The 12245-nt window shown below is 68.8% G+C and carries 10 protein-coding genes; 5 read left to right on the top strand and 5 right to left on the bottom strand.

The genetic code is table 11. The features are described from left to right. From J2X65_RS03245 to J2X65_RS03225, 5 genes are all read right to left on the bottom strand, one after another. Positions 1 to 2025 carry a hydantoinase/oxoprolinase family protein gene (locus J2X65_RS03245; protein ID WP_310197923.1) on the bottom strand — a complete coding sequence of 675 codons (2025 nt, stop codon included), beginning with the start codon at positions 2023 to 2025 and terminating at the stop codon, positions 1 to 3. Between the two features lie 352 nt (positions 2026 to 2377). Beyond that, the gene (locus J2X65_RS03240) at positions 2378 to 3757 is read right to left on the bottom strand and encodes an aspartate aminotransferase family protein (RefSeq protein ID WP_310197919.1); all 1380 of its coding nucleotides are present in this window, start codon (positions 3755 to 3757) and stop codon (positions 2378 to 2380) included. Positions 3758 to 3808: 51 nt separating this feature from the next. Continuing rightward, entirely contained in the window at positions 3809 to 4768 is a 960-nt protein-coding gene (locus J2X65_RS03235; RefSeq protein WP_310197917.1) for a helix-turn-helix domain-containing protein, read from the bottom strand. A gap of 282 nt (positions 4769 to 5050) precedes the next feature. Beyond that, the gene (locus tag J2X65_RS03230; RefSeq protein WP_310197914.1) at positions 5051 to 5776 is read right to left on the bottom strand and encodes a LamB/YcsF family protein; all 726 of its coding nucleotides are present in this window, start codon (positions 5774 to 5776) and stop codon (positions 5051 to 5053) included. An 86-nt stretch (positions 5777 to 5862) separates the two neighbouring features. Then, positions 5863 to 6825 (bottom strand): LysR family transcriptional regulator, encoded by a 963-nt coding sequence (locus J2X65_RS03225; protein WP_310197911.1) that lies wholly within the window; start codon positions 6823 to 6825, stop codon positions 5863 to 5865. A gap of 174 nt (positions 6826 to 6999) precedes the next feature. Here J2X65_RS03225 and J2X65_RS03220 point away from each other — a divergent pair, with 174 nt between their 5' ends. From J2X65_RS03220 to J2X65_RS03200, 5 genes are all read left to right on the top strand, one after another. Further along, positions 7000 to 7239, top strand: coding sequence for an acetyl-CoA carboxylase (locus J2X65_RS03220; RefSeq protein WP_310197908.1), 240 nt, complete (start codon positions 7000 to 7002; stop codon positions 7237 to 7239). A 2-nt stretch (positions 7240 to 7241) separates the two neighbouring features. After that, positions 7242 to 8630 carry an acetyl-CoA carboxylase biotin carboxylase subunit gene (locus J2X65_RS03215; protein ID WP_310197904.1) on the top strand — a complete coding sequence of 463 codons (1389 nt, stop codon included), beginning with the start codon at positions 7242 to 7244 and terminating at the stop codon, positions 8628 to 8630. Between the two features lie 13 nt (positions 8631 to 8643). Further along, positions 8644 to 9513: a carboxyltransferase domain-containing protein gene (locus J2X65_RS03210; protein WP_310197900.1), complete on the top strand. Its 870-nt coding sequence runs from the start codon at positions 8644 to 8646 to the stop codon at positions 9511 to 9513. Further along, the gene (locus J2X65_RS03205; protein WP_310197896.1) at positions 9506 to 10489 is read left to right on the top strand and encodes a biotin-dependent carboxyltransferase family protein; all 984 of its coding nucleotides are present in this window, start codon (positions 9506 to 9508) and stop codon (positions 10487 to 10489) included. Before J2X65_RS03210 ends, J2X65_RS03205 begins: the two co-directional genes overlap by 8 nt. A 312-nt stretch (positions 10490 to 10801) precedes the next feature. Beyond that, positions 10802 to 12172, top strand: coding sequence for an LLM class flavin-dependent oxidoreductase (locus J2X65_RS03200; RefSeq protein WP_310197894.1), 1371 nt, complete (start codon positions 10802 to 10804; stop codon positions 12170 to 12172). Positions 12173 to 12245: the final 73 nt, after the last annotated feature.

The raw sequence follows: 12245 nt of genomic DNA, 5'->3' as shown, positions 1-12245 counted from the left end.
TCAGCCCTTCACGCGGATGACGATGTTGAGGAACCGGTCGACCTCGGCGCGGGCGCCGGGCGGCACGACGGTGGTGGAATCCAGCTGCTCGACGATGGCCGGCCCCTCGAAGGCGAAGCCGCAGGGCAGGTCGTCGCGGGCATAGACCGGGGTGTCGAGGCCCTCGCCGTCGAACCACACCCGGCGGCGCGAGGCCGGCGCGGGAATGGCGCCGGTCGGTGCGTGCACGGCGAACTCGGCCTTGGGCACGATGCCGATGGCCTTGAGGTTGAGGCGGAAGAAGCTCACCGGCGCGTCGTCGCGGCGGAAATTGTATTCGCGCTGGTGCTCGGCATGGAAGCTCGCCACCAGATCGGCGACGGCGCCGATGGGCCGCGGCGCGTTGACCGCCAGCGAGCGCCACTGGCCGCGATACATCATGTCGATGGAGCGCTGGAGCACGATGTCGGCTTCGGCCACGCCCTCATGGGCGAGGCGGGCCAGCGCCTCCTTCTCCAATTCGCCGAACAGCGCCTCGATCTCGGCGGGATCGGCCGCGTCGGCGCCGACCATGCAGCTCTGCGAAAAGTCGTGCTGCATGTCGACGAGGAGGCAGCCGAGCGCCGAGGTGACGCCGGGATTGGGCGGCACGATCACCACCGGGATGGCCAGCTCGCGGGCGACGTCCACCCCGTGCAGCGCCCCGGCGCCGCCGAAGGCGACGAGGGCGAAGTCGCGCGGATCATAGCCGCGCGAGATCGAGATCAGCCGCACCGCGTCCGACATGTTGGCGTTGGCGACCTTGAGGATGGCGTCGGCCGCCTCGTGCAGGCCGAGGCCGAACGGCTTCGCCACACCCTCCTCGACCGCCGCGCGGGCGAGGGCGGGATCGAGCGTCACCTTGCCGCCGGCGAGCGAAGTGCCGAGCCGGCCGAGGGTGACGTTGGCGTCGGTGTTGGTCGGCTGGGTGTTGCCATTGCCGTAGCAGGCCGGGCCGGGATAGGCGCCGGCCGATTGCGGGCCGTTGCGCAGCGAGCCGGCCGGGTCGGTCCAGGCGAGCGAGCCGCCGCCGGCGCCGATGGTCAGCACCTCGATGGAGGAGAAGCGGATCGGGTAGCCGAACTCGATGTACCAGTCCTTGGTGACGCGCGACTGCCCCTCATAGGCGAGCGACACGTCGGTGGAGGTGCCGCCCATGTCGAGGCCGATGGAATTGGGGAAGCCGCATAGCGAGGCGATGGTGCGGCTGGCGATGGCGCCGGCGGCGATGCCCGAGCCGGCGAGGCGGGCGGCGAAGTCCTTGACGCTTGCCGGGGTCATCACCCCGCCGCCGGTGTGCAGGAGCAAGAGGTCGCGGGTATAGCCGCCCTCGGCGAGCCGGTCGCCGAGCCGCGTGGTGTAGTCCACCACCACCGGGCTCACCACCGCATTGGCGACCGTGGTGGAGAAGCGCTCATGCTCGAAGATCTCCGGCAGCACCTGCGAGGAGATCGACACCGGGATGTCCGGCATCGCCTCCTTCAGGATCTCGCGCATGCGCCGCTCATTGGCGCCGTTGAGATAGGCGTTCATGAAGCAGACGGCGACGGCGGCGACGCCGCGCTTCTTGAGGATGCGGGCGACCTCGCGGGCGGCATCCTCGTCGAGCGCCTCGACGACCCGCCCCGCCGCGTCGACGCGCTCGGGCACGGTGAGGCGGTCGCGGCGCGGCACATAGGGCGGCACCACGTCCTTGTAGACATCCCACAGGTCTTCCTTGTTGGCGCGGCGGATCTCGATCACGTCGCGGAAGCCCTTGGTGGCGACCACCGCGGCGCGCGGCAGCCGGCGGGTGATCAGCGCATTGGTGGCGACCGTGGTGCCGTGCGAGAACAGCGCGACCTTCGAGAGGTCGATGCCGGCCTTCTCGACGCCGCTCAGAATCCCGTCGATGGGATCGCGGGTGGACGAGGTCTTCTCGATGCGGATGCGGCCGCTCGCCTCGTCCATGATGCAGATGTCGGTGAAGGTGCCGCCCACATCGACGGCTACGCGGAGATTCTGCACGGGCTGCGCTTCCTTGTCCTACGCTCGCTCCGCCAGCGCCGTCCGCGCATGAGCACGGGTCGGCCGGAGGGAAACCGGCCCCGGCTGCAGGGCGGCGGGAGGGCGATGTCGGAGGTGTCGGGAAGGATTAAACGTGGTTTCGCGACAGAGCTCTTGACGCTCCGTGCAGGAAGATTTGCGTCTGAGAGCAGTCGCGGCCCATTTTCCGGGCTTGGCGGGCGAGTGCCTGGAAATTGGTCAGCGGCGCTGCCCTGTCGCGGCGCCCGGTGGAAGAGCCATGGGCGAGGCCAACGAAAATCCCGCCCCGGAAGCCGGGGCGGGACCATCGATTTCGCAGCGAAGGGCGCGCCGCTCAGGCGTCGGGCATGCCGGCCTTCACCCAGTCGGCGACCTCGTCGAGCGTGACCTTGAACCGGCGCAGCATCTCGTCGATCTGCTCCTCGGTGATGATCATCGGCGGGCAGAAGGCGATGGAATCGCCGATGGCGCGGATGATCAGCCCATGGTCGTGTGCGCGGTCGAACAGCTTGAGGCCGACCTTGCCGACCGGATCGAAGCGCGCCTTGGTGGCCTTGTCCGCCACCAGCTCGACGGCGGCGATCAGACCCATGCCGCGCACCTCGCCGACGAGGGGATGGTCGGCGAAGCGGACGAGGCCGGCGCGCATGTACTCGCCCATGGCAGCGGCGCGGGCGACGAGGCCGCGCTCCTCGATGATGGCGAGGTTCTCCAGCGCCACCGCGGTGGCGACCGGGTGGGCTCCCGTGGTGTAGCCGTGGCCGAGTATGCCGAGCTTCTCGGACTGGTCGGCGATCGGCTGGAAGATCGAATCCTTCATCAGGATGGCGGCGAGCGGCTGGTAGGAGGAGGTGATCTGCTTGGAGCAGACCAGGATGTCCGGCTCGATGCCGAGCGCCTCGCAGCCGAACATGGTGCCGAGCCGGCCGAAGCCGTTGATCACCTCGTCGGCGACGACCAGCACGTCGTATTTGCGGCAGATCTCCTGCACCTTCTGCCAGTAGCCCCTGGGCGGCACGATGACGCCGCCGGCGCCCATCAGCGGCTCGCCGATGAAGGCGGCCACCGTTTCCGGGCCCTCGGCGAGGATCAGATCCTCGATCTCCTTGGCGAGGCGGTCGGCGAAGGCCTCCTCGCTCTCGCCCGGCAGGGCGTTGCGGTAATGATGCGGGCGCGAGACGTGGCGGGCGAAGGGCAGCGGCAGGTCGAAGCCCTTCTGGTTGCCGGCGAGGCCGGTGAGGCTGGCCGCGGCGAGCGTGATGCCGTGATAGGCGCCCTCGCGGGAGATGAACTTCTTCTTCTCCGGCCGGCCCAGCGCGTTGTTGTAGTACCAGACGAACTTGATGACGGTGTCGTTGGCCTCGCCGCCGGAATTGGTGAAGAACACCTTGGTCAGCCCGGCGGGGGCGAGCTCGGCCAGCTTGGCGGCGAGCAGCGCCGAGGGGGCGTGCGCCTTCTGCGAGAACACATGATAATAGGGCAGCTTCTCCAGCTGCCGGGTCGCCGCCTCGACGAGGCGCGGCTCGCCGAAGCCGACGCCGACGCTCCACAGCCCGGCCATGGCCTCGATATATTCGCGGCCCTCGTCGTCATAGACGTAGATGCCGTCGCCGCGGTCGATGACGATCGGCCCCTGGCGCTCGTGCCGGCGCAGATTGGTGACGGGATGGATGTGGTGGGCGACATCCAGACTGTGGAGCGAATTGGCGGACATGCTCGGAACCTTGGAGGCGGGAATTCGGGAAGCGGGGAGAACCCCCCGCGATCAGCTTGCGGGGGAACGGGAGGCGGAACGCGCCTCGCTCGGCGTGCAGCCGAAACGGGCGCGGTAGTTGCGGCTGAACTGGGCCTGGTCGCCGAAGCCCCATTCATAGGCGATCTCGGAGATCGACTTGCGGCACAGAGGATCGCGCAACATCGCCTCGCAGGCGAGCAATCTTTGGTTGCGTATATAGGCGCCGACGGTAATATTTTCCGCCTCGAATATCTGGTGCAGGTAGCGAACCGAAATGCCGCAGCCCTCCGCCACCATCTGCGGCGACAGCCTGACATCGCCCAGGCGGGTGCGGATGAAGTGCTCGCAGCGGTGCAGATGCGCGTTGCGCACGGTGGAGGAATGGCCGGCGAGCACCCGCTCATCCGCCTCGATCGCCATGGCCAGCAGGTCGATCAGCTGCTTGCCCATCAGGGCGCGCGCCGGCTCGTCCATCTCGTCGATGCGCGCGCCGGTCAGCCTGAGCATGTCGACGAACATGGCGCCCACCGAGCGGCTGGCGTCGAATTGCAGCGTGGCGAGACGCTCCGGCCGGGCGATGCGGGCGCGGAGCACCGCGCTCGGCACTTTCATCACCCACAGCGCCGCCGGGTCGCGGTGGCTGAACTCATAGGGCAGGTGGCTGCGCTCGATGAGGAAGGCGCCCGGGCGGCACTGCACCTGGCGGCCGTCCTGCTCGAAGCGGATCTCCGCGAGCTCGGGCACGGTGATGAGGTAGCATTCCTCGCGCTCGGCGACGAGATGCCGCTGGTGCCGGCGATAGAGCAGGCCGTCCGACACGTTGCGCGACACCGCGACCGGGCCGAGCGACCAGGCACCGAGGCTGCCGGAAAACTCGTTGCCGGCGCCGAAGCGCAGATCGAGCGGGAAATAGGTCTTGGAAACGGCGTCCTGCCAGAACTGGCGCCGCACGGTCGGCGCCACCTGATCGGTCGAGTAGCTGGCACGCATGTCATGCTCCTCCGATCCACGGACGGGGCGGCCCCGGGGCGCCCCCGGAACCGGCATCGCCGCTGAAGCGCAACGTGCCGGGGCGGGTTCTCGATCGGCACGTTGCAGTCAAAACGTCGCAGTCAAAACGTCGCAGTCAAAACGTCGCAGTCAAAACGTCGCAGTCAAAACGTTGCAGTCGAAGTGTGTCCTGTCGAGCGCTTCGGTGGGCCCTGCGAGTGTGGCACCCCTGCGCGGCATCCCCTCATGACGCGCATGCCGCCCGGTTGCCGGCCCGGCCGCTCAGGAGAGCCAGGGCCGCACCGCCTCTTTCAAGACCCGGGCCAACTCGGCGGCATTGGGAGTGTCGGAGTGGATGCAGATGGTCTGCGCCTTCAGTTCGAAGTCGCGGCCGTCAATGGTGGTGGCCTTGCCCTCGGCCAGCATCCGCACCGCGCGGCGCGCCGCTTCGGCCGGATCGCGTGCCGGGTGCTCGCGGGTGATGATCAGCGCTCCCGAGGGATCGTAGTCGAGATCGGCGTAATATTCCGCCACGAAGGTGAGGCCGCGGGCACGGTAGACCTCCTCATGCAGCGTGCCGGCCATGCCGATCACCGGCACGCCATAGACCGAGGCGGCGTCGGCGATCGCCTGCGTCACCTCTTCCCGCCGCATCGCCGCGCCATAGAGCGCGCCATGCGGCTTGATATGGTTGAGCTTCAGGCCGGCGGCGTCGAGAAAGCCCTTCAGCGCGCCGATCTGGTAGAGCACGCAGGCCGCGAGTTCCTCGCGTCCCATCGCCATGTCGCGGCGGCCGAAGCCCTGCAGATCCGGGAAGGAGGGGTGGGCGCCGACCGCCACCCCGTGTTCGGCGGCGAGCCGCACCGTCTCGCGCATCACCACCGGATCGGCGGCGTGAAAGCCGCAGGCGACGTTGCCGATATGGATGTGCGGCATGATGCCGGCATCGTCGCCGCAGCGATACAGGCCGAAACCCTCGCCCATATCGCAATTGATGACGATGCCCATCGCGCGCTCCTCATGTCCACTCTGGGCACGAAACGTGGCGAAGCCGGGCGGCGAGCGTCAAATCGTATTAAGCGGAAGCCGATATCTCAATTTTCGATGTCCTGTGGCGGCAGGCGGGGCTGGTCCGGCGTGGCGGTGCGGCCGGCGCTGTCGCCGGCCACCGCGAAGCGCAGGAAATCGCAAAAGGCCTGCGTCGCCGGGGTGAAGCTGGTGTCGCGCCGCCAGGCGAGGCCGACATCCATGCTGGGCACCTCGTCCGCCACCTCGCGCAGTTCGATGCGCTGGCCTTCCAGCGACCAGGGCCGGTAGACCAGATCGGAGAGGACGGTAACGCCCATGCCGCCGCCGACCATGGAGCGCACCGCTTCCACCGAGGAGGTGCGGAAGATGGCGTTGGGCTCCAGCCCTTGCGCTGTCCAGTAGCGCAGCGCGGTGTGCTTGGCCTCGTCGACGGTGAGCATGACGTAGGGATAGCGCGCGATATCGGCGAGCCGAACCCGTTCCGGCCGGGTCAGCGGGTGCGACGGCGCGAGCCACAGCCGGCGTGCCGAGCGCAGCAGCAGCTGGCTGGCGAGATGCTCGTCGTCCTTCAAGTTGGAGACCAGCAGCACCGCGACGTCGAGCGCGCCGTCGACCAGCGCCTGCTCCACCACCGAGCGCGGCGCCTCGAACAATTCGACGGTGATGCCGGCAAAGCTCGACTGGAAGCGGATATGGTGGCGCGGCAGGAAATAGCCCGACACCGTGTAGGTGACGCCGACCCGCACCGTGCCGGCGATCGGCACGGTGGAGTGGCGGGCATCGCGCACCGCCTCCGCCACCTGGGTGAGGATCTGCCGGCCCTGCAGCAGGAAGCGGCTGCCCTCCAGCGTCACGCTCACCCCGGTGGGCGTGCGGTCGAGCAGCCGGGCGCCGAGCATCGCCTCCAATTGCTGGATGGCGGCGGTCACCGCCGACTGCGAGACGTTCAGCTCCACCGCGGCCTGGCTGATCCGCCCGGTTTCGGCGGCGGCGACAAAATAGCGGATCTGCTTCAGCGAAATCGACATAAGCTCCTCGGCAGCGGGCGCCCGGCGCGGCGCCCGACATGGCGCCCGACATGGCGCACGGCCATGCTATCTGATTTTCTGATGTCCCGAATTCCTTAATGCTATTTCTCGACCGAAACGTCTTTTGCAACTCTCCCCGCAGCTTTGGACTGCAGCTTCGATGGACGGCATGTGATGGCGAAGACGATACAGGCCCCGCTTCCGGGCACCTTCTACCGGGCCGCCGCGCCCGGCGAGCCGCCCTTCAAATCGGAGGGCGACGCGGTGGCGGTGGGCGATACGATCGGCCTGATCGAGGTGATGAAGTCGTTCACGCCGGTGGTCGCCGAGGAAGCCGGCACGCTCGTCGCCTTCCATGTCGAGAACGAGGACGCGGTGATGGCCGGCCAGCCACTCTACGACCTCGACGCCTGACCATGGCGGTGACTTCGATCTTCATCGCCAATCGCGGCGAGATCGCGGTGCGGGTGATCCGCGCTGCCCGCGAGCTGGGCCTGCGCACCGTGCAGGCGGTGAGCGCCGCCGATGGCGACATGCTGGCCGCCCGGCTCGCCGATGCCGTCGCCCCGGTCGGACCGGCGCATGCCACCAAGTCCTATCTCAACAAGGAGGCGGTGGTGCGCGCGGCGCTGGAGGCCGGCTGCGACGCGGTGCATCCCGGCTATGGCTTCCTCTCCGAGAATGCCGATTTCGCCGAGATGGTGGAAGCGGCCGGGCTCGTCTTCATCGGACCGACGCCGCAGACCATCCGCCAGATGGGCGACAAGGCGCGCGCCCGCCAGGAGGCGCAGGCCGCCGGCGTGCCGACCGTGCCGGGCACCGAGGGGGTGGTCGCCGATCTCGATGTGGCGAAGGCCGAGGCGGCGCGCATCGGCTATCCGGTGATGATCAAGGCGGCGGCCGGCGGCGGCGGGCGCGGCATCCGCGTCGCCCGCGACGAGGCCGAGCTCTCGACGCTGTTCCCGCAGGCGAGCGGGGAGGCCCGCGCCGCCTTCGGCGATGGCGGGCTCTATCTGGAGCGCTTCATCGGCCGCGCCCGCCACATCGAGGTGCAGGTGCTCGGCGACGGCGTTCGGGCGGTGCATCTGTTCGAACGCGAATGCTCGCTGCAGCGTCGCCGCCAGAAGGTGTGGGAGGAGGCGCCCGCCGCCTGCCTGACGCCCGAGCAGCGAGCGGCGATCTGCGCCTCGGCGGTGCGGCTGGCCGAGCGGGTCGCCTATCGCGGCGCCGGCACGCTGGAATATCTGTTCGACGAGGTGACCGGCGAGTTCTTCTTCATCGAGATGAACACCCGCATCCAGGTGGAGCACCCGGTGACCGAGATGGTGACCGGCATCGACCTGGTGCGGGCGATGATCAAGGTCGCGATGGGCGAGCCTCTGGCGCTCGCGCAGCAGGACATCGCGCTGCGCGGCCACGCCATCGAGGCGCGCATCTGCGCCGAGGACCCGGCGGCAGATTTCCGTCCCTCGCCCGGAACGGTGGCGGCGCTCGCCTTGCCCGGCGGCTTCGGCGTGCGCTTCGACACGCTGCTCTATGCCGGCTACGCCGTGCCGCCCTTCTACGATTCGCTGCTCGGCAAATTGATCGCCCATGACGACAGCCGCGCCGCGGCGATCGCCCGGCTCGACCGCGCGCTCGGCGAGTTGAAGGTCGAGGGCCTGCCGACCACCGCGCCGCTGCACCGCGCGCTTGCCGCCGACCCGGCGGTAAAAGCCGGAACGGTGCACACGCGCTGGCTGGAGGAGTGGCTGGCGGCCGCTCCGCTGGCCGCTCCCGCTTCCCCCGCTCCCCTTCCAGCCTGAGGATTGCCCGGCGATGCAGACGCGCTATTCATTCGGCGGCGACGAGCACATCTTCGTCGAGGTCGACGAGGAAATGTCGCTGGAGGCCTTCTTCAAGAGCCTGTCCATGACCACCGCGGTGCGCGAGGCGAACATTGCCGGCGTCACCGAGATCTGCCCGGCCAACGCCTCGTTCCAGATCAAGTTCGACCCGGACGTGATCGCGCCGCAGGAGCTGATGGACCGGCTCAAGGGCTTCGAAGCGGCGGCCGAGGCAGCCGAGAAGACCATCGCCACCCGGATCATCGAGATCCCCGTGCTCTATGACGACCCCTGGACGCGCGAGACGCTGATGCGCTTCCGCGAGCGCCACCAGGATCCGGACTCGACCGATCTCGAATATGCGGCGCGGGTGAACAACTATCCGGACGTCGCCAGCTTCATCGAAGCGCATGCGGCCTCGCCCTGGTTCGTCTCCATGGTCGGCTTCGTCGCCGGCCTGCCCTTCACCTACCAGCTGGTGGAGCGGGACAAGCAGATCGAGGTGCCGAAATATCTGCGCCCGCGCACCGACACGCCGCGCCTGACCATCGGCCATGGCGGCTGCTTCGGCTGCATCTATTCGGTGCGCGGCGCCGGCGGCTACCAGATGTTCGGCGTCACCCCGATGCCGATCTACGACCCGACGGGAAAGATCAGCTATCTCAAGGAGCTGATGATCTTCCGCCCCGGCGACATCCTCAAGTTCCGCGCCATCGAGCGGGAGGAGTACGACGCCACCGTCGCGGCGATCGAGGCCGGGACCTTCGTGCCGAAGATCGTGCCGGTGCCGTTCTCGCTCGACGCCTTCACCGCCGATCCCGCCGGCACCAACGCCAAGCTGCTGGAGGCCCTCAATGGCTGAGCGCTCCTTCGAGGTCGTCAAGCCCGGCCTCGCCACCACCGTGCAGGATCTTGGCCGGCCGGGCTTCTACCATCTCGGCCTGCCGCTCTCCGGCGCCATGGACCGGTTCGCGCTGATCGCCGCCAACCGCCTCGTCGGCAATCCCGACGGCGCGGCCGGGCTGGAAGCGGTGTTTCTCGGGCCGGAACTGCGGTTTTCCGCCGATGCGCTGGTCGCCATCACCGGCGCCGAGCTACCGCCCAGGCTCGACGGGGTCGAGCAGCCGCTATGGACCGCCTTTGCGGTGAAGGCGGGGCAGGTGCTGTCCTTCGCCTTCCTGAAGGGCGGCGCGCGCGCCTATATCGCCATGAATGGCGGCATCGACGTGCCGGAGGTGCTGGGCTCGCGCTCGACCTATGCGCTCGGCGCACTGGGTGGGTTCGAAGGCCGGGCGCTGAAGGCGGGCGACGTGGTGCCGCTGGGGGCGCCGACCGCCACCGGACGCGAAGGGACGACGCTGCCGCCCGACGGGCGCCGGCCGGCGCAGGAGAGCGGGGTGGAAATCCGCGTGCTGCCGGGGCTGTATTGGCACCGCATCACCGAAGAGGCACAGGCCGGCTTCTTCGAGGACACATGGAAGGTGGCGCCGGAGGCCGACCGCATCGGCTACCGCTTCCGCGGCGGCAAGAAGTTCGACTTCGTGCCGCGCCAGCAGCCCTTCGGCGCCGGCTCCGACCCCTCCAACATCGTCGACAGCTGCTATCCCTACGGCTCGATCCAGGTGCCGGGCGGCACCGAGCCGATCGTGCTGCACCGCGACGCGGTGTCGGGGGGCGGCTATTTCATGATCGGCACGGTGATCTCCGCCGACATGGACCTGATCGGCCAGCTGCAACCGCACCAGCCGGTGCGCTTCCAATCGGTCACGCTGGACGAGGCTCTGGCCGCCCGCGCGGTGGAGAAGGCGCGCCTCGCCCGGCTCGCCGAACGGATCTGACGCCGGCGGGCGTCCGTCCCCACTCTTCCGACATGGTGCGAGAGGGCGGCCCCTGGGCCGCCTTTTTGCGTTCGCCGGCCGGTCGCAGCCGGCAGTGTCGCCTGCCGCCCCGGCGGGTCCGGCTGCGCAAAGACCCCGACTTTCAGCGGCGGGCGCCGCCGTGCTATCGCAGCGCGCCGGCCCCGCTCGCGCGCCAGCCCGTCGCCGGGGCATGGCGGGCGGGACCCGACGATGTTGGTTGTGGGAAATGCGCGGCAATCTCGACAAATACGTCTATACAAATAAGATGGCGGCGCTCAGGGAGGTGGCAGCATGGCGCGCGCGGATAAGTTGAAGCTCGGTACCTTCGTCTACACATTCGGCTACAACCCGGCCGGCTGGCTGCATCCCGGCAGCGACGTGAACGGCGCCAATGATTTCCGCCACCTTCTGAAGGTCGCGCAGATCTCGGAAGCGGCGAAGATGGACTTCATGTTCCTGGCGGATTCGCCGGCCGCCGCCATCGGCGACCCGGAGGCGCTGTGCCGCCTGCCGACCAAGATGAACCGCTTCGAGCCCCTGTCGCTGCTGTCGGCGCTGGCGGTCTCCACCTCGCATCTCGGCCTCGTCGCCACCGCCTCGACCTCCTATTACGAGCCGTTCAACCTCGCCCGCATCTTCGCCTCCATCGACCATTTGTCGGGCGGGCGGGCGTGCTGGAACGTCGTTACCTCCGACCATGACGAGACCGGCTACAATTTCAACCGCGAGGGGCTCGACCCGCACGCGCTGCGCTATGAGCGCGGCAAGGAATTCGTCGACGTGGTGTTCGGCCTGTGGGACAGCTACGAGCCGGACGCCCTGAAGCTCGACCGCGAGACCGGCGTCTATTACGACAAGGACAAGCTTCACACGCTCAACCACAAGGGCAAGCACTTCCAGGTGCGCGGCCCGCTTAACATCGCCGCCTCGCCGCAGGGCCGGCCGGTGATCGCCCAGGCCGGCGGCTCGGAGGCCGGCATCGAGCTCGCCGCCGAGACGGCGGAAGTGGTGTTCTCGCTCGCTTCCAACCTCAAGCGCAGCCAGGACTTCTACGCCACGCTGAAGGACCGCATGGGCAAGTTCGGCCGCCATCCCGACGAACTGAAGGTGATGCCGGGCGTCGTCATCAATGTCGGGCGCACCGAGGCGGAGGCGCGCGAGCGGGTGGAATATCTCGCCGGCAAGCTGCACCCGGATGTCGGCCGGGCGATGCTGGCCGAGTTCCTCGAGGCGGATCTCTCCGGCGTGCCGCTGGACCAACCCTTCCCCAAGGACCGGCTGCCGGCGGCGCCCAAGGGCTCCAAGGCACTGTTCGACGAGCTGACCGACTTCGTGATGAAAGGCCACACGGTGGGCGAGCTGATCAAGCGGTTCAGCGAGAAGCACACCGGCAACGGCATCACCGGCACGCCGGCGGTGGTGGCCGACTTCATGGAGGAGTGGTTCCAGGGCCGCGCTGCCGACGGCTTCATCGTCATGTGCCCGACGCTGCCCGCGGCGCTGGAGGACTTCACCGAGCTGGTGGTGCCCGAGCTGCGCCGGCGCGGGCTGTTCCGCGATGAATATGAAGGCACGACGCTGCGCGCCAATCTCGGCCTTCCGGTGCCGGAGAACCGCCATGCGCGGGCGCGGCGTCAGCTTGGCGGGGCCGTGACCGCGTGAGGGGCCGGCGGACACTCAGTTGGCGGGCATCTTGCTACGTTGCGTCAGGTCGGGGGCGGCACGCCGGTCGGAT

It is taken from the genome of Ancylobacter sp. 3268 (genome assembly GCF_031456575.1).
GTDB lineage: Bacteria > Pseudomonadota > Alphaproteobacteria > Rhizobiales > Xanthobacteraceae > Ancylobacter.
Note: the sequence above shows the minus strand (reverse complement) of the source record. Positions and strands in the feature narration are given on the sequence as shown.

Excerpts from the sequence above, each read along its gene's own strand:
- J2X65_RS03205 (WP_310197896.1), top strand. The coding sequence starts at position 9,506 with ATGGCTGAGCGCTCCTTCGAGGTCGTCAAGCCCGGCCTCGCCACCACC.
- J2X65_RS03215 (WP_310197904.1), top strand. The coding sequence starts at position 7,242 with ATGGCGGTGACTTCGATCTTCATCGCCAATCGCGGCGAGATCGCGGTG.
- J2X65_RS03200 (WP_310197894.1), top strand. The coding sequence starts at position 10,802 with ATGGCGCGCGCGGATAAGTTGAAGCTCGGTACCTTCGTCTACACATTC.
- J2X65_RS03235 (WP_310197917.1), bottom strand. The coding sequence starts at position 4,768 with ATGCGTGCCAGCTACTCGACCGATCAGGTGGCGCCGACCGTGCGGCGC.
- J2X65_RS03240 (WP_310197919.1), bottom strand. The coding sequence starts at position 3,757 with ATGTCCGCCAATTCGCTCCACAGTCTGGATGTCGCCCACCACATCCAT.
- J2X65_RS03210 (WP_310197900.1), top strand. The coding sequence starts at position 8,644 with ATGCAGACGCGCTATTCATTCGGCGGCGACGAGCACATCTTCGTCGAG.
- J2X65_RS03220 (WP_310197908.1), top strand. The coding sequence starts at position 7,000 with ATGGCGAAGACGATACAGGCCCCGCTTCCGGGCACCTTCTACCGGGCC.
- J2X65_RS03225 (WP_310197911.1), bottom strand. The coding sequence starts at position 6,825 with ATGTCGATTTCGCTGAAGCAGATCCGCTATTTTGTCGCCGCCGCCGAA.
- J2X65_RS03230 (WP_310197914.1), bottom strand. The coding sequence starts at position 5,776 with ATGGGCATCGTCATCAATTGCGATATGGGCGAGGGTTTCGGCCTGTAT.